This is a genomic window from Hyphomonas sp. UBA4494 (assembly GCF_002388935.1).
Taxonomy (GTDB): Bacteria; Pseudomonadota; Alphaproteobacteria; order Caulobacterales; family Hyphomonadaceae; genus Hyphomonas.
In genome coordinates this window covers 36,977-57,023 of the sequence record NZ_DGNK01000012.1, presented here as the reverse complement: position 1 = coordinate 57,023, position 20,047 = coordinate 36,977, and the positions used below count along the sequence as shown (strand labels likewise).

14 protein-coding genes are annotated in these 20,047 nt (G+C 57.6%); 4 read left to right on the top strand and 10 right to left on the bottom strand.

Translation table 11 applies throughout. From position 1 onward, the window contains the following. Positions 1–15: 15 nt before the first annotated feature. The 3 genes from B2P82_RS04445 to B2P82_RS04435 are packed head-to-tail and all read right to left on the bottom strand — an operon-like array spanning position 16 to position 5,605. Positions 16–1,602 (bottom strand): AMP-binding protein, encoded by a 1,587-nt coding sequence (locus B2P82_RS04445; protein WP_349679725.1) that lies wholly within the window; start codon positions 1,600–1,602, stop codon positions 16–18. Continuing rightward, positions 1,599–3,317, bottom strand: coding sequence for a carboxylesterase/lipase family protein (locus B2P82_RS04440; RefSeq protein ID WP_290495419.1), 1,719 nt, complete (start codon positions 3,315–3,317; stop codon positions 1,599–1,601). Before B2P82_RS04440 ends, B2P82_RS04445 begins: the two co-directional genes overlap by 4 nt. 14 nt (positions 3,318–3,331) lie before the next feature. Continuing rightward, positions 3,332–5,605, bottom strand: coding sequence for a TonB-dependent receptor (locus tag B2P82_RS04435; RefSeq protein WP_290495417.1), 2,274 nt, complete (start codon positions 5,603–5,605; stop codon positions 3,332–3,334). A gap of 304 nt (positions 5,606–5,909) precedes the next feature. Here B2P82_RS04435 and B2P82_RS04430 point away from each other — a divergent pair, with 304 nt between their 5' ends. From B2P82_RS04430 to B2P82_RS04415, 4 genes are all read left to right on the top strand, one after another. Next, positions 5,910–6,608: a TetR/AcrR family transcriptional regulator gene (locus tag B2P82_RS04430; RefSeq protein ID WP_290484239.1), complete on the top strand. Its 699-nt coding sequence runs from the start codon at positions 5,910–5,912 to the stop codon at positions 6,606–6,608. A 417-nt stretch (positions 6,609–7,025) separates the two neighbouring features. After that, positions 7,026–7,412 (top strand): hypothetical protein, encoded by a 387-nt coding sequence (locus B2P82_RS04425; protein WP_290495415.1) that lies wholly within the window; start codon positions 7,026–7,028, stop codon positions 7,410–7,412. 59 nt (positions 7,413–7,471) lie between these two features. Then, positions 7,472–9,307 (top strand): copper resistance system multicopper oxidase, encoded by a 1,836-nt coding sequence (locus tag B2P82_RS04420; protein WP_290495413.1) that lies wholly within the window; start codon positions 7,472–7,474, stop codon positions 9,305–9,307. Next, positions 9,304–10,113 carry a copper resistance protein B gene (locus B2P82_RS04415; RefSeq protein WP_290495411.1) on the top strand — a complete coding sequence of 270 codons (810 nt, stop codon included), beginning with the start codon at positions 9,304–9,306 and terminating at the stop codon, positions 10,111–10,113. The genes B2P82_RS04420 and B2P82_RS04415 overlap by 4 nt, the downstream gene beginning before the upstream one ends. A gap of 293 nt (positions 10,114–10,406) precedes the next feature. Here B2P82_RS04415 and B2P82_RS04410 read toward each other — a convergent pair whose 3' ends face one another. From B2P82_RS04410 to B2P82_RS04380, 7 genes are all read right to left on the bottom strand, one after another. Continuing rightward, a complete protein-coding gene (locus tag B2P82_RS04410) occupies positions 10,407–11,384 on the bottom strand; it encodes a hypothetical protein (protein ID WP_290495409.1) in 978 nt (325 codons plus the stop codon). 27 nt (positions 11,385–11,411) lie between these two features. Further along, on the bottom strand, positions 11,412–12,881 hold the full coding sequence (locus tag B2P82_RS04405; RefSeq protein ID WP_290495407.1) for a HupE/UreJ family protein: 1,470 nt from the start codon (positions 12,879–12,881) through the stop codon (positions 11,412–11,414). A gap of 94 nt (positions 12,882–12,975) precedes the next feature. Continuing rightward, positions 12,976–15,645, bottom strand: a complete 2,670-nt coding sequence (locus B2P82_RS04400) for a TonB-dependent receptor (RefSeq protein WP_290495405.1) — start codon at positions 15,643–15,645, stop codon at positions 12,976–12,978. A 643-nt stretch (positions 15,646–16,288) separates the two neighbouring features. Then, complete coding sequence (locus B2P82_RS04395) at positions 16,289–17,302, bottom strand: M56 family metallopeptidase (protein WP_290495403.1); 1,014 nt, start codon at positions 17,300–17,302, stop codon at positions 16,289–16,291. Next, positions 17,292–17,714 carry a BlaI/MecI/CopY family transcriptional regulator gene (locus tag B2P82_RS04390; protein ID WP_206993087.1) on the bottom strand — a complete coding sequence of 141 codons (423 nt, stop codon included), beginning with the start codon at positions 17,712–17,714 and terminating at the stop codon, positions 17,292–17,294. Before B2P82_RS04390 ends, B2P82_RS04395 begins: the two co-directional genes overlap by 11 nt. A gap of 207 nt (positions 17,715–17,921) precedes the next feature. After that, positions 17,922–18,614, bottom strand: a complete 693-nt coding sequence (gene hutC / locus B2P82_RS04385; RefSeq protein WP_290478583.1) for a histidine utilization transcriptional repressor HutC — start codon at positions 18,612–18,614, stop codon at positions 17,922–17,924. Next, positions 18,611–19,981, bottom strand: a complete 1,371-nt coding sequence (locus tag B2P82_RS04380; RefSeq protein ID WP_290495401.1) for a formimidoylglutamate deiminase — start codon at positions 19,979–19,981, stop codon at positions 18,611–18,613. Before B2P82_RS04380 ends, hutC begins: the two co-directional genes overlap by 4 nt. Between the last annotated feature and the right edge of the window lie 66 nt (positions 19,982–20,047).

Sequence of the window (20,047 nt, the reverse complement as noted above, 5' to 3'; positions counted from 1 at the left end):
TAAGCTCCTCCCGTGTCAGGCTGATCCATAAAGGCTGCGAAGGCGAATCTTGTCGATCTTTCCAGTGCCAGCGAGTGGCATGATTGGCACACGGATCACCTCATCAGGCAGCCACCAGGAGGGCACACGATCCCTTAGCGCCTCCAGCAAGTTGTTATCTTCAAGGCTCTCGCCATCGCGGAACTGGACAAGCAGTACAGGGCGCTCGCCCCATTTTTCATGCTCGCGCCCGACGACAGCGGCGAAGGCGACTTCCGGCAGGCCGGAGACGAGCGCTTCGATCTCGGTGGGATTGATCCATTCTCCGCCGGACTTGATCAGATCCTTGGCCCGGCCCGTAATGAAAAGCTGGCCGTCTTCACTGATTTCAGCAAGGTCGCCTGTCAGGAACCAGCCATCGCGCGTCGCGGCTTCAGCTTGGCCGAAATAGCGCTCGACTACGGAAGGGCCGCGCACCCAGAGATGGCCTTCGTGCCCGCGCTGCTCATCGAGGGGCGTGCCTTCATGATCGGTGAGCATCAGATCGACGCCAAGCGCCGGACGGCCTGCCGTGTCTGATGAGCGGACATCTCCGGGCGGAGCGGCCGTACCAAGTGGAGAGAGTTCGGTCATGCCCCATGTTGTCTGGACGGCGATGCCCCGTGCCTCAATCCGGCGCATCAGAGCACTACTCATCGGAGCGCCACCGACCATGATCCGCCTGAGACTCGGCACATCCAACCCGTTTGCATCGAGATGATCGAAGACGTCCAGCCAGAGCGTCGGCACCCCGACAGCAATGGTGACCCCTTCTCGGACGATCAGATCGGCGAGGGTCGCGCCATCTGCCTGGCGGCCGCAGAAGACCAGCCGCGCGCCTGTCGCTGGTGCTGAATATGGCAGGCCCCAGGCGTTGGCATGAAACATCGGTACGACGGGCATGATGACATCATGCGAGTTGAGCCCGCTGACATCGGCCTGAAGCTGGCGGAGCGTGTGCAGATAGCTGCCGCGATGGGTGTAGGTGACGCCTTTCGGGCGTCCCGTGGTGCCCGAGGTGAAGCAGAGACCACACGGTGTGGTCTCTGGAAAGTCGCCCCAGATGATACCTTCAGAACTGGCCTTGGATAGCATCGCCTCGAGGTCACGGGCCCCCGGCAGCCCCACATTCGCGCTGCAGTCAGGCCCGACAGGATCGATGATGAGTACATGATCCAGCGTTCCGGCTTCTGCTGCGATCTCGGCGGCGAGCGGCAGCAGATCCCCACTAACGATCAGAATGCGCGCGCCGGACTGCTGAAGCATCCAGGCGATCTGCTCTGCGGTGAGACGCGGATTGAGCGTATGGCACACTGCGCCCATCCCCATGATGCCGTACCAGCACTCCATGTGGGCCTGGCTGTTCCAAGCGAGCGTCGCCACGCGATGCCCGCGCTGCATGCCGAGTCCTTTCAGCACCCCAGACACCGTACGGGCACGCTCGCGCAGGGCGGCATAGCCGATGCGGGTGAAGCTGCCGTCAAAACGGCGCGTGACCACATCCTTGGTGGGGTGCCACTTCGCTGCATGGTCGATCATTCGATCAAGTGTCAGCGAGAAGTCTTGCATGGCGCCGTCTGTCAATTGCACGCGGGTACCTCCGGCGGCAGCGGCGGGGAAATGATGCCGACATTCCAGTTCCATTGAAGGCTGCCATCGGCGCGTCTGCGGCAGACAATCGCTTCGTGAAGTTCGAAGCGGGCGCGGGCAAGGCCCGGCCAGGCTTTCGGCGCCTCGGAGATCACCATGCCGGTCGCGTCCTTGCCATAAGCCGGCCAGTCCGGCGCGCCTTCAGCGGACGGGGCTCCTTCTCGGGCAAAGCTCGCCCAATAGTGCATCATAGCATTCATTAGTTCGCGTTCGGACTGCTTGCGCGGGGCCTGTGGCCACGGCTCGGGAATGTCGAAAAGCGTGCCGAAGACATAAGGAATTTCCATCGCATGAAAGGCGCGAAGGCCAAGCTTGTCGGCGACCGGATACGTATGATCGAAAAAGTAGAAATAGGAGGGCTGGCTAGCCGCCGTCTGCGAGGCAACAAGCCGCTCCGCAGTCCAGCCATACATGGCGTCACGCGTGGTCGCGAGCATGCTGGCTTCGGGATTGTCGGCCGGATAGGTCTCAAGGAAACGGTCTGCCAACTCGCCATGAGTGGACCGGATCGCCGTCTCATAGGCGTCGCTTCCTGGCACCGACGGCAAAAGGAAACGAAGCGAGCGTATCTCGCCCTCATTGAAGCCGGCGAGCACGGGGACCTGTGCCTGCTCGCCCTTGTCGAACGTCGCAGGCATCTGATCTTTCAGCCAGACATCGTCGATAACGCCGAACGGGACGAAGGCGTTGCGGCCTGCAATCGAGACCAACTCGTCGGCGTCCATCTCACGCAGCTCAGCCAAGGAGGCAGCTTTCGTCTTTTCCTGAAGGGCAACGCCTGCTTCTTCAGCCGACGGATGGCCGCTCACCGTACCTCTCAGAGGAGCCATGGAAACCATATAGGCACTCTCGGCGATTGCCTTGTCGAACAGACCGCGCGCTTCTGGCGAGACCATGAGCAGGACGACACTGAGAGCGCCAGCGGATTCACCTGCAATTGTGACATTGTCCGAGTTCCCGCCAAAGGCAGCGATATTGCGCTTGATCCATTTCAGGGCTGCAGCCTGATCTTTCAGGCCATAATTGCCCGAGATATTCTGCGGCGACTCGGCGCTGAGTTCCGGATGGGCAAGATAGCCGAGCACGCCGAGCCGGTAATTGATTGTGACGACGACGAGCCCCGTTTCACGGGCAAGGTTTGCGCCGTCGTACATTGCCTGACTGCTGGTGCCGGTAACCAGCGAGCCGCCATGGATCCAGACGAAGACAGGAGCATCATCCGCGCCGTCCGGCACCCAGACATTGAGGCTAAGGCAATCCTCGCTCACCTCACCTAGCTTCTCATAGTAGATGCTTCCCGGGCGCGCGCCAGGCTGTGGACAGGCCGGACCGAACTCGATTGCCTGGCGGACGCCTTCCCAGTCCGGGAAGGCCTCCGGCAAGGCCCAGCGCCGCTCGCCGACGGGCGCAAGCGCGAACGGAATACCCCGATAGACAGTCACCCCATCCCCTGCTTCACCCTGCAGCGAACCGACGGGCGCTTCTGTGACGGCGTTGGGTTTCGGGTCGGCGGCGCTCGCCTGCAATCCATCACTCGCTGCACAGCCAGCCTGCCAGAGCAGGGTCCACGCAAGGATAGACGAGGCGAGTACCCTGCCGAACACGGGGGGCGTTCTGCCGCCCTCCAGCATTCTACCAATATTCAGCACAGCCCTGCCCCCAATCAGTATTCAACGCTGACGCGGACACCCACCGTCTGTGGGCGCTGGCGCGCATAGCGAGCGTCGACAAAGGATTCCGGGTGCACGTAGGTGATCGAGTTGTCGTCGAAGAGATTCTCGACATAGCCAGTCAGCTGCCAATTATCCTTCGAAAGACCCGCCTGAAGATTCACGACGGTGTAGGCGTCGGTATAATCGAAGGTCGGGGCCGGCACATTTGGTTGGCCCGGCACATTTGGCAGCAAGGCCGGGAAATCACCGACATATGCGGCTGTACCCGAGAAGAAAGCGTCCATCTCTCCGACATTGTAGTCATAGCGTGCTGTGGCGGCACCCTGGAAGTTCGGCATGGCGAGTTGAAGGCCAAGCTCGGCGCCGGAAATCGCGGCTTCCTCAGGCGTCAGCTCAGTGATTTCGGTGTCGTTTAGAGATCCGTTCACGAACAGGCTGAATCCGTTGCCCGGATAATAGCCGGCTTCGAATTCTAGCCCCTGGCTGACGGCTTCACCAATATTGGTGGCAAACTGCACCTGATCTGAAAGCCGATTGGCCTGTACCTGGATGTCTGACCAGATGATGTAATAGGCCGCGAGATTTGAGGTCAGCTTCCCATTCAGGAAAGTACCCTTCATGCCGACTTCATAGTTGATCAGTTCGTCGGAATTCGCGCCGTCCGGGATGACAAGGTCGTTAGGGTTCACAACACTGACGGCGCCAGCGCGCGCATTTGCAACCGGCGAACGGAAGCCTGTAGCGACCGATGCGTAAGTCGTAAGATTCTCCATCGGCTTCCAGGATGCGCTGGCCTTGTAGGAAACGTTGTCAGCTTTGACCTTGAGGCCTTCAGCAGCTACGACCGGGAAGACGGTCAGCTCGAGATCCGTAAATCCGCCCAAAGCGACGCCCAGATAGTTTGAATTGTATCCCCCCGGCAGGGTGAAGGACTGTACGGAAGTTTCGGTGTAGCGAAGCCCCCCCGTCATCCAGAATTGGTCAGAGAACCGGTATGTCAGCTCACCGAAAGCAGCCGATTCGATCGCATCGAAATAGCCTGCGAAGCTCTGATAATACTCGTTCGGAAGCCCGGTGAGATTACGTGCTTGAAGGAACTCTGTCGAGGAGCGGTAGTCGTAGTCGATATCGCGCCGCTTGTTGAAGTGGAAGCCACCGATGATCCAGTCCCAGTCGCCGCCATCAGCTGAGGCGAGGCGGGCTTCCTGGACGAAATTCTCATCATAGCCGACGGCGTCGAGCGCAAAGGGGATAGCCTGGTTGAACGTACCGGCCAGGTCGACGATGAATTTGCCGTCAATCTTGGAATAGGTCGACGAACTGGTCAGGGTTGCCCAGTCCATCTCGTAATTGCCGGTCAAATTGTAGCTGGTGAAGTTAGACTGAAAGAGGTCAGGCCGCTCGGTGAAGCGGATATAGTCGCCCCGGTCGGGATTGGTGAGGCCGGAATCAGCAGGCTTGTTGTCCTCGTGTATGACGAGCAAGCCGATATCGAAATTATTCGTCGGCTCCCAAAGCAGATGGGCACGACCGCCAATCGATTCGAGCGAATTTGCGCCTTCAATGCCTGTGCCGGTATTGTCCACCCAGCCATCTTCATCGCGGTAGAAACCAACAAGACGCAACGCCAGCTCGTCATCGACCAGCGGCAGATTGACCATGCCATTATAACGTTGGCGAAGCGCATCGCCATCGACGAGGCCGAAATCGACAAGGGCCGACGCTTCAAACTCGTTCGGATTCGGGGCTTTTGTAAGAATCCGGACGGCACCGGACAGAGAGTTCGCGCCAAATAGTGTACCCTGCGGCCCGCGCAACACTTCAACGCGCTCAACGTCATACAGAGTTGGATCAAGGATCGTGGAGTTGCCATTGCTGGAAATCGGCAACTCATTGATGTAAATGGCGGTCGCGGCCTGAAGATTGGCGCCGTAGCCATTGGTTGCGATGCCACGCGTGGTAATGGTGTTGAAGTTGGCCGTTGGCTGATTGAGCACGATGCCTGGCGTTTCGCGGGCGAGCCCGTCATAGCTGACAATGCCCTTTTCGCTGAGTGCTTCTTGCTGCCAGGCGGTCACGGCGAGCGGCACATCCTGCAGACTCTGCTCGCGGCGAGTCGCCGTAACGATCACGCGGTCCTGGCGTGCTTCGCTTTCTGTCGTTGTGTTGCCGGCATCAAGTGCCGGAGCGTCCTGAGCAAAGGCCGGCGCGCTCAGTACAAGAAGCGAAATTGCCGATACGGATGCCATGAAGCGATTAGTCATATTGTCCTCCCGAGGTTCCGCGGGTTTTCCCGCTGTTGGCAGGATAGGAGACCAGAAGAAATCTAAAGTCAACAATATTCACTCTCGAGATAATGAATGTTGAAAGATCCATGTTTTTCGGTGATGACTTGGTGAGGAGCTTTGACTGTTCCGGACAAATGGCTGTACCAAGCACAGCTGCATACAAGGCGGGCACGGCCCCTGAAACGCCTCCAGGCAAGCACCTGAGGCGATGCAAACCGTTGACACCGTGCCCAATTGGCCATTGACCAAAGAGAACCGAAACAGATGGCTCACTAACCGAATGACAAAGACAGCACCGAACCGCCGCCGAATGACGAAGGCTGAGCAGCGCGCCGAGACCATGGAGCAGATTTTGGACGAGGCGGAATACCTTTTCGCCCAGTCGGGCTTTAATGGCGTCACTCTGAAGGACATTGCCAAACGTGTGGGGGTGCACCACACGTTGCTGAACTACTATTTTGACGACAAGAAGAGCGTCTTTGATGCAGTGATCGCGCGCCGGGCGAGTGTGACAAGTTCGCTACGCATGAAAGCGCTTGATGAGTATGACAAGGCAAGCGGTGGAAAACCAACTGTCGAGGGGGCCCTGCGCGCCTTTCTCGACACGGACCTCGACCTTTACAGTCAGGGCGGCGAAGGCTGGAAAAATTACGGTGTCCTCGGTGCGCAGTCTTCAAACACGACCTATGGCGCAGAGCTCTTCGATTTCCACTTTGATCAGGTTGTCCTGCGCCTGATTGGCCTGCTGGAAAAGGCCCTGCCCGACTGTTCGCGCGAAGACCTGTTTTGGGGCTATCACTTCGTCACCGGCGCCTTGATGCTTACGCTCGGCCGCACGGGTCGGATCGATCGTTTGTCTGACGGGCTCTGCAAATCTGACGACTTCGAAGCAGCCAAGGAACGCATGGCTTCCTTCATGGCCGGCGGCTTCCACGAGCTTTGCGGAAAACGGAAGAACGGCAGCGACGCTGCAAGCTAGCGGTACAATCAGGGGTATCTCTTTAGAGCGCTTTGGCCGCGCCCCTCTACGGCGCCCTGCACAACTTCCGGAAGTATCTGGTTATCCAAGGTGAGATCCGAGGTTGCCCAGCGGTGCCACGCATTCTCCTTCTCGACCTCCTTGATCCGATTGGCCTTGGTCAACCTGCAGCTCGCCATACTCATTGAGCCACCGACTGCTAGTCTGCTCCGTTACGCTGATCGAAGACGCCAATGGTGAATGCTAGTCGGAGCATTGCAAAGGCATGGAGGACCTCGTCGCAGAAGCCCGAAACCACATTGTCGAGGCGGAGAATGATGGCGCGGTACAGGATGCTCTGGCAATCGAGACAGGCCTTGCATACTGGTCATGACGCTCCTTGAATTGTCCCCCAATGGGGGTGTAGGTTCAAACTTGATGAACATGATAGTCTCCATCCTTGTCGCCGTCTTTTTCGGCCTGTCGCAAAGTCTCTGCCTCAGTCCTGTTACCGCGTCCGGAACTGCCGGGTCCGGGCAAAACACGACTGCGCAGATGGCGGACGGTCATGGCAAGCATGCAACGCCGCCCTGCGAACAGGAGAGCGACCATTGCGACATGCAATCAGTCGCAGCAGCAAAAGGCGAGAGGATGGGTACGCTGGCCGGTCTCGTCGGAAGCGGGGTCAAGGCGCCAGTCATGCTTGCCAACCCGGCCTGGTCCGCGATTCCTCTTCGCGCACCGCTTCGCAGGATCGTACCGGATCGGCGAAGTTGGCCGCAATCCCCCTCCCCCCTGCATTTGAAAGTCCGTTTCCTGAATTGAGACCGCACCCGCCGGGCACACAGTCCGTCTGGTTCAATTTCAATTCAATGGAGATATCTGTGATCAATAGAAGACATTTGCTGCACTCTGCGCTGGGCGCGGGAGCAGTCCTGGGCTCGGCAAAGCTCCTTCCCGCCTGGGCAAGATCCGCAAGCGCCGGAAATCTCGGCATAGCCTCGCTCTCTGGCACGCGGTTTGACCTCGACATCGACCGGTTTCCGGTGCGCATCAATGGTCGAGACGGAATGGCAACAGGAATCAACGGGACCCTGCCAGGTCCACTCCTGCGCTTTCGGGAAGGCGATGATGTCACGCTCAACGTGACGAACCGCCTCCAGGAGGATACGTCGGTCCACTGGCATGGGCTGCTTGTGCCATTCCACATGGACGGCGTGCCCGGACTCAGCTTTCCGGGCATAAGACCGGGCGAAACCTTCAAGTATCAATTCAAGGTGCCGCAGAACGGGACCTATTGGTACCACTCCCATTCGGGTCTTCAGGAACAGCTCGGCCATTACGGCCCGATCATAATTGATCCTGCCGATCCGGATCCGGTTCTCTATGACCGGGAATATGTCCTTGTGCTCAGCGACTGGAGCTTCACCCATCCGCACCGGATCTTCGCCCAGTTGAAGAAGAATCCGGAAAGCCTGAACTATAACCGGCCGACCCTCTCCAATCCGGTCGGTCTTGGCGGCATGTGGGGCCAGATGAGGATGAGCCCGAGGGATATCGCCGATGTGTCAGGGGAAACATATACCTATCTCATCAATGGACATGCGACGGTCGACAATTTCAACATGGCCTTCCAGCCGGGCGAACGGGTTCGCCTGCGCATCATCAACGCCTCCGCCATGACCCTCTTCAATGTCCGCCTCCCGGGCTTGCCAATGACAGTGGTCCAGGCCGACGGCCTGAATATCCAGCCGGTCGAGACCGATGAATTTCAGATGGGAGTTGCGGAAACCTATGACGTGATCGTCGCGCCAACCGAGGCCCGGGCCTATGCATTCGTTGCCGAATCGATTGACCGGACGGGCCAGGCCGTTGCCACACTCGGCCCGCGTGCCGGGATGAAAGCCACGGCCCCCGCCCTCCGGCCCGTGCCAATACTGACCATGCGGGACATGGGCATGGCCCATGGCGACATGCCAGGCATGAGCCATGATGCCGGATCTGAATCCGGCACGGCGCAGCCCGGTCATGACATGAGCGGGCACGACATGGGCGCCATGCCCATGAAACCCGATCCCGACGGTCCCGCCATCCAGCCCGTCAGGATCGAAGCAGATATCAAACGCGGTCCAGGCGTGGTGAACATCGCCGCGATGGCGATGAGCCGGCTCGAGGAGCCGGGTATCGGCCTCGAGGACGTGCCGCACCGAACACTGACCTATAGCCAGCTGCGGGCCCTCGACATGAACGAGGATCACCGCCCCCCCGGTCGCGAGATCGTCATCCATCTGACCTCGAACATGGAACGCTATATGTGGTCGTTCGACGGGGTGAAGTTCTCGGAAGTTACGCAATCCATCAAGTTCTATGAGGGCGAAAGGTTACGGCTCACCCTGATCAATGACACGATGATGCCGCATCCCATTCATTTGCACGGAATGTTCTTCGATCTCGTCAATGGCGGCGGCCATCACAAGCCGCGCAAGCACACCGTAACAGTCAAACCCGCAGACAAGGTCAGTGTAGATATTACCGCCGAACATGTCGGGGACTGGGCATTTCACTGCCACCTGCTCTATCATATGCATGCTGGTATGATGCAGGTCGTGAGCGTGCTTCCCGCCGCGCATCCCGAACACCCCGGAGTGCCTGAGCCAGAGCCGGGCGCAGATATGCATATGGACCATCAGGCCATGAATCACGGGGGGCACGCACAATGAGCCTCGTGAAACGAATACTGCGTGCCCTCATTTTCTCGAGTGCCGGGATAGGCGCTCCCCTGAATGCAATTACCCAGGAAGCCCATCAAAGCCCCCCGTGGAATCAGGCCGACGCGCTTCATGGCGCGGACGTCATGGCCGAAGCCCGCCAACGGGTTCTCGTAGAGGGAGGAGATCAGAAGCATTTCTACGTCATGTTCAACCAGCTTGAGGCACAATTTGCCGAAGCGGAAGACCGCTTCGCCTGGAATGGCCAGGCCTGGTATGGCGGCGATCTCAACAAGCTCTGGGTCAAGAGCGAGGGACATGCCTCGCTCACGGACGGTGGCGTTGAGGAAGCCGAAATCCAGGCACTCTACTCCCGGGCCGTGGCGCCCTTTTGGGATATTCAGGCCGGCCTGCGATACGATATCGAGCCGGACGGCCTCGCCCATGGTGTGGTCGCCCTGAACGGGCTCGCGCCTTACTGGTTCGAAGTCGAGACTGCCGCCTTTCTAAGTGAGCAAGGTGATCTCACCGCCCGAATAGAGGCGGAATATGAGTTGTTGTTGACCCAGAGGCTGATCCTTCAGCCAAGCATCGAGGCGGAGCTTTCCGCGCAGCCTGTACCGGATCGTGAGACAGGATCTGGTTTAACCTCGATCAGTGCGGGACTGCGCCTTCGATATGAGGTCAGGCGGGAATTTGCGCCCTATCTCGGACTCGAATGGCACCGCGCCTTGGGGGACACCCGCGACATGATCGAAGCGACGGGTGAAGATGGAGAGGAAATCGTTTTTCTCGTCGGACTCAGGGCCTGGTATTAGGCGACGGAGATGGACCGGATCACCGGTCCGCCTCTTCCGCACACCATGAGACGTGATTGGCCTGTCTCCGACGTGTCAGCCCCACGCGCCTGACACGTCGGAGGGTGCCGGGCTTTCGCAATTTGCAGGATGTGCCAGCCGGATCAGGCATATTGCTGGTCACCCGCAGGGACACCGGCCTTCCTGAGCGCAGGGGGCAGGCACAGAAAATGGATGCGCATGGCCATCCCAGGAGGGCCATGCGCGTTCGCGATAGATGGGTGGGCCAGCGTGGAGGCCGACGCCTCATGGTTCTAGTCGAACTGGACCGCATAATCTCCGTAGATGGGATCATAATAGACGCCGCCTGCCTGGAAATCGGCATTCCAGACCCGTTCGCCTGCCGCATCGGCCCGATAGATATAGGGCGAAAGAAGCAGACGTTCCTGATGCCAGCGTCCCTCCTGCCCGGAGGGAATCTGCGTGCCGGACCCATAAAGCATCAATCCATCATCGGACCGTATTTCGTGCTGCGGGCTTACGTCCCGATACTCGTGACTGACATTCATCAGCTTGTGACCCAGCTCATGGGCGATTGTCAGCTTGTTGGTTGCGTCATGCTTTGTCAGTGTGATCACGCCGCGTATCCGGTCAGGAATCGTGTCCGCATACGTGTAGGATGGAAAGGACAGACCGGACGTGTTCACCACTTTCGGAGCCCAGTTCCGTCCCCCGTCGAGATCCTCATAATACGGCATGTAGACATTCTGCATCGCGACCAGATAGACGGTCCGGCTGTTTTCCGGCGCCGGCTCGATGATGGTCTCGAACGCCGCCACCGCTCCATCCGACATTTCTGTCGGATGGATGGCGCTCTGGACATACATGTTGCCATAGCCCCCGGACGGCAGATCGGTCTCCCAATTGGATGCCGTGATCGCCAGGTGCTGAGGGTCGACCTGCCCCGTCTTGATCCAGAGAAGCTTGAACTGGACCCCGGTGGGCTCAAAGACCTTTTTCGCATTGAGGAATTCTTTCACCAATCCGCTGAGTGGCAGTTTCTCGACCGCATCCGGGTGAAGGTTCGAAGGATAATACAGACCGATATCAACGGTCGGTTTCCCGATTTCGAGATCGGAATTGATCGCCTCGAGATCCACGGAGTCGACAAGGCTCCACTGTACATCGCTTTGTTCCACCGGCTCCGAGGTAAGGAGTGCGGTGGAAGAGGTCCCAGCGCATCCGCCCAAGCTCAGAGCCAGAAATGATACGGCAAGAAAGGTCTTTTTCATGGACAGTCTCCTTCTTGATGACAGGGATTACTTGGTTGGCCCGGAGGTTTCGAGCACGGCATTGAAGTCCGGATTCTTCGACCGGGCGAACTGGATGGCCGGATGGTCGGCAGGCAGCTGGCTATAGTAGAAGGGTTCGCCATCCTTGAGCTGTACGTCCAGGCCGGTCGCCATATCCTTGATCCCCGCGACAAACGAATCATAGTCATCGCCTTCACGCTTCTTCTTGAAGATCAGGATCTCGGCCCCTTCTGCAAAGGGCGCTTCCCAGCCGGTGGGCATGTTCGAGCCGAAATGGAAGATCGACCCGGCTTCCATCACCTTCCGCTTGCCTTCGCTGCACAAAACATAGCGGCCGCTCAGCGTATAGACGATGCTCTCGGTCGGGTGCGGGTGCTCAGACAGGAACATGCCCGGCTCCAGGCGGAGCGTATAGGCACGCAGCTCTTCGCCGAACAGGAGCGGACCGAAATAGCCCTCATGCGTAAACGTGGCGCTGCCACTGTTCATGGCCTCCTGGACACTCTCGATGATCTCCACATTGTTCGCCAGCTGAATGTATTCAGGCGAAGTCGGTGTCGCCCCAACCGTCATGGCTGGCTTCACCTCTCCGGGCATGAAATGCGACCCGTCAGCCGCATGTGAATGACCATGCGCCTCGTCACTCGTCTGCTCGGACGCCGCAGGTTTTGCGAAATCTGTGCTGGGCGAAGGGGACGCTGCCGGAGCTGTGGTCTGTCCCATCGATCCCATTTCGAGATGGGCATGGATGTGATCGTCCCGGCTTATCGGATAGTCTTCCTGCATGGTCGTATGGAACAAGCCGTGGGTCTGCATCAGGAACAGGGCAAAGCCAGCAAATATGAGGCCTGCATTGATGAAAACACTCGCAGATCCGAAATGCCTTGTGCGCCGCAACAGGTTCAGAGCGATCCACATCACGATAAGCGCAGCGATCTGACCGAATTCCACGCCCACATTGAATGACAGAATGTGCATCAGCAGGCCGGAATCTTCCCGGATGGGCAGCTGCTGTAGCCGCGTCGACAGGCCAAACCCGTGAATCAGGCCGAACAGCACAACCATGAACAAGAGATTGGGTGACTTTGTCCCGAAGACTTTCGGGAAACCATCAAGGTTTTCAAACCCCTTGTAGATAACTGTCAGAGCAATGATTGCATCGATCAAGAAGTAATTGGCCGTAATGCCCAGATATGTGGCGGAAATCAGTGTGATTGTATGGCCGATCGTGAAGGCTGTCACGAAGCGGAGTATTGAGGAAAAACTTGTCAGGAAGAACATGACCCCAAACAGGAAGAGCAGATGATCATACCCGGTGATCATGTGTTCGGCGCCCAGGATGAGATATTGCAGATCTCCCCCTTCAAGCATTCTGCGACGTGCTTCCTCCGAAATACCATGTGCATGGGCGACGGGCGAAAGCAGGACCAATGATGCGATGAGCGCGGTAACTGCCTTCATTCGCGTGAGCAACATCTCAAACTCCAATATGATATATGTGACTGGGGAGGGTGGCGAGTTGCCGGCTCGAGGGAGGGGGCGCCCCTCAAACCGGCAACTGCCTGAGCACTTAGTCCAGGACCCAGGTTGCACGCGCGTAGAAATATCGCCCGAGCAAGGAATAGGTCATGGTATCGGTATTTCCGTCCGACCAAGATCTGACGTAGGGGGCCTTCTTGTCGAACAGATTGTCAACACCAGCGCTCAATTTCAGGTTTTCTGTAAGCTGGTATCCACCTTGGACATTGTGGTAGAGAACAGCATCAATATCAGTACCGATGGCTCCGGGCGCACCATAATAGTCCGTTGCTGAACCAATCAGCTGCGCATTATAGGTTCCATGCCATGGGCCGGAACTGGCCGACCAGGACCCGGTCGCACGCCAGGATGGATAGCCACCATCACAACAGCCTACACCGCCATCATAAACAAAGGGCGTGTCCCCATCAAATGCGGTAACTTCGTACTTCATCAGATGTGTGGCTTGAACTTCCACGGAGTGCTTGATGTTGCCAGTCGCGAAATCATAGCTGGCGCTGATATCGATGCCCTGCATGACTTCGTCACCGGTATTGGCGCTCTGCGCAGACAGGAAGTCGATGTCTCCGGTCAGGGCATTACGCGTATGGTGCGTGGGTCCGCAGAACGGATGGGACAGGCCGACTGATGTGTAGCAGGAGGCGAGTTTCGTGGATCCGGAAGTCTGCCGAATGGCATCCTGAATGTCGATGTCGAAATAATCGAGCGTGATGGACAGTCCAGGGACGAAACTTGGCTGGTATACAGCACCAACCGTGAATGTGGCAGCGTCCTCCGGTTCAAGGTTCGGGTTGCCCCCCTGATCGGTCAGAATGGCTGACCCGAGCTGGGTGTAGCCTACCGGCACGCCGGCAGCTTGACAGTTCTGATAAACCGCACTGGACGGATCCATTGTCGCCCAGTTGGAACAGGGGTCGGCTGTCGGGATCTGACCTTCGCTCACGCCGGAAAACAGTTCCGTGACGCTTGGAACCCGAAAGGCAGTTGAATAGGTGCCGCGGAGTTTGAAGTCCTGCACCAATTGCCAGTTTATTCCGACCTTGTAGTTTTCATCCGAACCGAACAGATCGTAATCGGAATATCGCACAGCCAGATCAAGATCTACCGCTTGGGCGAGTGGAAGGTCGCGCACCAGCGGCACATTGACCTCTGCATAGAGCTCCTGGGCTTCGATCGAGCCGCTGACCGGATCCTGCGCATTGCCGAGCGCATCCCCCGCGACCAGCAGGGAATCTGGCTCAAGCCAGCCCTTGTCTTCACGATACTCGAACCCCGCAGCGAAACCCACAGGTCCGGCAGGCAGGTCAAACAGCGCGCCCGAGATATTGCCGGTGAAGCTGATCTGCTCATTCCCGCCAGTGTCGCGCTGATTGATCAGGATATAATCTCCCACTTCTGAAGTCAGGTCGCCCTCACCCAGAATATCCGCACAAGGAATTCCATTCATTCCACACAGCGTGGGATCCAGCGTCTCGGCCAGGCGGCGCGTATTTATATTGTTCTTCAACGCATCAACAGCAGTGTTTCGGCCCCAGTTGAGAGACAGATCGTAATTCCAGCCATCCCATAAATCGCCTTCGACACCGGCGACGAGTCTCCAGGTCGAAACATCCTGCTCGAACTGTCTGGAACCGAATTCGGCGGTCCGGCGCCGCAGGAGAATGATGTCTTCACCGGTCGGATTTGTCGGATGCGATGCATCAAACGAAATATTGCTCAAGGTTGCAGGAGATCCTGGCTGGTTCGACGTTCGCCAGTTGAACAAGGCTTCACTGAAGAAGCGCGTCGAATCATTGAGGTCATACTTTCCGATGGCCGCAAAGCTGACGCGTTCGACAGGATTCGACGCATTGAAGAAGGGATTGGAATTAAACCCATGCGCGGCAAGGCTGAAAGGCTCATAGGCGTCGCCACCAATGAAATTGATCTGATCGCCATTCGGCAATACGGCGCGGCCACCCGCCGTGCTCGAACTTCCTGAGGTGCATTCGAGATCACCGTCCCCATCCAGGTCGGCCAACGCACAGGGCGCTCGCACATCCAAGGGCGCGGCAAGATTGTTCTGATAACTCGCATTGAACATCAGGCTGCCGCGATCATTGGTGACGCCCCAGGTCATGTCGACCAGATATTCTTCAGCGTCCCCCTCATCCGAAATGCCGAACTTGGTATCGAGTCTGAACCCGTCAAATTCATCTTTCGTGATCAGGTTGACAACGCCGGACACAGCATCCGCGCCATAGACTGCCGATGCGCCGTCCTTGAGGACTTCCACCCGTTCGAGGAGCGACACGGGGATCATGTTCAGGTCTACAGAGCTGTTTGCCCCTGAACCACCTGCAACAACCCGTCGGCCATTCAGCAGTACGAGCGTCCGGTTCGGACCTAGACCGCGCAGATTGACCTGCGCCGTTCCCCAGCCTCCCGACACCCAGTACGCAGCATTGGCATTGCCGGCAAAACCCGCCGAAAACGACTGAGTCTGCAGAAGCTCTTCCACATTTGTGATACCAGTTGCGTATATTTCCTGCTCATCAAGAACAGCCAGCGGCCCCACACTCGTCAGATCACTGCGTTGAATACGGCTTCCCGTTACCACAACTTTTTCCTGGGTCGCGACCTCCTCCTGGCTGGCAGGGACCGTATCGGCCTCCTGCCCGGACGCGGCCGCCGCAACGATGAACGAGACGCCCAAAGTCATTGCTGTTGTCACCATGAGTTTATTTGCAAACCCCCTGGCACTCCCCGAACCATTCACTTTCATTTCACCACTCCTATGGTTGCATACATTGCTACCCGAGCAGTCTCGGGACCAATGACAGTTAGACTAAATCCGAGGCATGCCATTGATCTTCGGCGCCACCGCCAAGGATTTGATCAACCTCGAACAAAAAACCGACGAATGATCGGTTTTTTGCGTAAATTGCAGGCGCAAATAAACCTCGACACCCGAACGCATCTGGACTGACTCTACAGTCCCCTGATGAATTTAATCGACTCAACTGGCACTCCCCCTCGGATAGCGTGCAGAAATCCGCTGTATTCAGTCTGTAAGCCATCAACAAGCTTGATGGATGGCCTCACTCCCGCACCAACACCACTTCCAAAACTTCACAAGAAGCCTTTCGAAGAACTGTATTGTTATTGTCAAAAATAGCAGCGTCAACATTTTTTTGACCGAGCAATTACCATTATGCGTGCACATAACAAATTTTGGGCGCTGTCTGCCAACTTATGAAGACTTACGCTGAAAGCATGCGGCCGGGCCTTGCCGCCTTATTTCAAGAGGTCGATAATGGAATCCTGAAATTCTGCCTCAAAAACTCGGCTGCGCCTTGAATTTATCAGTTAAACGCGAGCATCAAGACCTGTTCGAGACCATGATGAACCGGTTCTGCAACAATGAAGGACACGATGACAGCATAGCAAACAAGCCGCTCAACAAGCACAGCCCCACTATCACGCATCGGTAAAGGGGACTGAACCAACCAACTGATCCGACGCTCCAGGGATTGCCCAAGCACGGAAAAAACACTCAAGGATGCCGTTTCTGGCTCGCATGAGCGCTTTTGCTGCCGCAACCGGCCCAGCGTTATGAGGGCCTCTGCCACCGCCAATCGATCACCGCATTGGCTGGCGGCATATCGATCACATTCATATTCAACCGCAATCAGAAATTCGTCGGCCAGACCGCGCCTTGCACTGGGAAAGAATGGTAAGGTCAGGACCTGAAGCGCAAACAGCGATAGGGCATCCGCGCGCCGCGCATGAGCGCGTTCATGATCAAGGACAATCCGGGCCTGCTCGGGAACAATGCTTGCGAGCAAGCCTTCGCTTACGAAAATCCGCCGCCGTACTATGCCAACGCAAAATGCGGAAATGGTCCGGGATTTGGCAACCCAGGCTCCCAGTTCCGGATCATACCGGCTCCAGGTTTCCAGATCTCGAATGACTCGGCCATGCAGGCGCATGCGGTGCACAAAAATAAGGACAATGGGCATCGTAAGAAGCGCCAGCACGGCCAGAAAACCGAGAACAGCGAGCCGCGTCAGCAACATAGGTTCATGTGGGCGGCAAGAGGTCACCATCATTTCGAAATGACAATGCGTGGGCATACTGTTGAACCCGGCAGATGTCGGCACTGCCGCGCAAGAGACAAACAAGGCCAGGCTGACCACGAAGGGAACCGACGCATAGCCGAAGATCGCGCGCCCATATTGTCGGGGACTGAGCTGGGAAAGATGCCGGTGAAACCGGGGCCATACGGCGCTTTGGACGGCACCGATGATGAGCGCGGCAAGCAAGGCCGCAAAAAACGCGATTCCGAGATTGGTCAGGAAGGCGGCATTACCCATCATCTTCTCCTCGCCTTGCGTCGTTCTGCTCCTGTCGTTTCTCCTTGATCAGACGTTCGAGCGTATCAAGCGCAGCACTGTCGGACTCTGCCGCATGGTCGAGAAATGCCAGCAGATAGTCATCGCGGGAATTCTCGGACAACGTCTTCAGAACATCATCCATCACACGGGTGACGACTTGAGACTGGCTTACGGACGCCTCGTAGAGGAAAGCATGGCTGACCTTGTGACGCGACAGCAATCCCTTTTTGAAGAGACGGTCCATCGCCGACTGGAATGTGTTGCAGGACTGCCCGCCCTTGCGCCCCAGATCATGGTGAACCGTCTTGACCTCGGCCGGTCCGCGCTTCCAGAGATATTGCAGAATGGAGATCTCAAGAGGGCCTAGGGCAATTTTGCGGGTACGCACCGACATTGAGGGGTCCTTCTGGCCTGGAATGTTCATTCGATTTGGCGTCAGCCTAGAGAGGTCTCGACAAACCCGCAATGGTCACATGCCGACTCGCCGCCCTCGCTATGCCCAGGCAGGATCGTCGCGCGTGCAGATGCCGGGATTCTGATCATTTCCTGCAACAAAACCGGTCAGAGCATGCCCCGTTCCCCGATGCCGGGCCTACCAGCGTTAAAGACGCGAATACAATTGATACCCTTCGCGATAGAAAAGCTTCATCGTCGTGACAAATTCCCCCGCGAGCGACGTGGTACGGTCGATGACAAACAGCGCATCCCCCTCCTTGCACTCCAGCGCGCTTGCGACATCCTTGCCAGCCGCGACAGCACTGAACGACACATCGCCACTGGAAAACGGAACGGTCTGAACCAGCCACTCATTTGCGCTGACATCGTCGAAAGGCGCGCTCCTCATCTGGGGCACAACTTTCAGATTGACCCAGCGCGCTTCATACGCAAACGGTCGGCCATCGGCCAGATGCACCGTGTCCAGCTGTAACGCCTTGGTTCCCTTTTCCAAGCCAAGCCGCGTACGAACTGACAAGGGCGGCACTTTTTCGACCTTGCGCAGGACCTGATGGCGATAATGCCCTCCAAATGCTTCCACCTGCTCACGCACGATTGGAATGTCGAACCTAGCTTGTCGGACAGGCATGTTGCAGACCCGCGTTCCTCCTTTCCGCTTGCGAACGACAAGACCTTCATCTGCGAGCCCCTGCAGCGCGCGATTGATCGTTGTGCGGGCACACCCGTATTCTTCGGCGAGGGACGCCTCGCCCGGGATCAGATCCCCAAGCCCCCACTCCCCCTTCTGAATCCGCTCGAGAATGGATTGGCGAATGATTTGGTGCGTCATCTTGGTCATAGTCTCCCCCTCAATCGGACATTCAGCTCGGAATATGCCGCCTGTATCTCGTGGCGGTTCACATGAGCCCCGTCCCTGACCATATGCCGCCCCGCCGACCAGACATGAGTAACAATGTCATCCGTGCCCGCAAAAATCCATGCGTCAAGGATTGCGTCCTCCCGCAAGGCACCCAGGACAGGTGAATTGAGGTCGAGCGCGATAAAATCTGCCAGGGCGCCGACTTCAATCCGCCCCGCATTCCGCCCGAGGGCGCGCGCCGATCCTCGCGCGGCGCGTTCGTACAGATACCGTCCATTCGACAATGTCTGGTCATCTGTGAGAACCGATCGCTTACCATCCCGAAGCCTCTGCGAGACCTCGAGCATCCGAAGCTCCTCGGTGAGACCAATCCTGACATTCGAATCCGAACCAATCCCAATCATTCCACCCGCGCCCAGAAAGCGATGCCCATCAAAGATTCCGTCCCCGAGATTGGCCTCGGTAATCGGGCAAATCCCAGCCACCGCCCCGGACCTGGCCAGAGCCAGCGTCTCCTCCGGCTCCATCTGTGTGGCATGGATCAGGCACCAGCGCGCATCGACGGGCATATGATCGAGAAGCCAGCGCACGGGTCGGGAGCCCAGAATTTCGACCACTTCCCTCACCTCGCCGATCTGTTCTGCGGCATGTATATGGATTGGCCCGATCGGGCAGAGGCTGAGCGCCAACTCCATGCCTTCTGATGACACGGCGCGTAGCGAATGCGGCGCCACACCGAGTTTGAAGTCGTCCGGCATGCCCCCGAGCCGCGCCGCGAGAGATTCATAAAGGTCCGAAAATTGCTGGAGATCGCAGCCAAACCGTGTTTGCCCCCCCTCCAGCGGGCGCCCATCAAGCCCGCCCTGCATATAAAGAACCGGAAGATGAGTATAGCCGATGCCGGTGAACTCGGCGGCCTTGAAATGCCTCAGGGACGTCTCGTCGAGTTGGTCGTAAATCTTGCCGCCGGGCGCATGATGAAGATAATGGAATTCTGCCTGCGCCGCATAACCCGCCTCCATCATTTCCATCTGGACTTGAGCCGCGATGACTTCGATGTCATCAGGAGAAAGAAGCTCCAGAAACCGGTACATGACCTGACGCCAGGTCCAGAAATCATCGATTGCTGTCGGTCCGCGACGCTCAGCCAGCCCGGCCATGGCCCTCTGGAAACTGTGACTGTGAACGTTGCCCATGGCTGGCAAAAGAACGCCCACGGAATGGTCGCACTGACCATCATTTGGCGCAATGTCGACCACATATCCTTCGGCGTCGATACTGATCTTGGCATCATGCAGCCACCCTCTGGCGGACAGCATCTGACTGGCAGAAATTTCGATGGTCATCTTGTCTTGCACGCCCTTTTATTATGTGTGTACATATAAATATGTTGCTGCCATAAGACAAGAGCG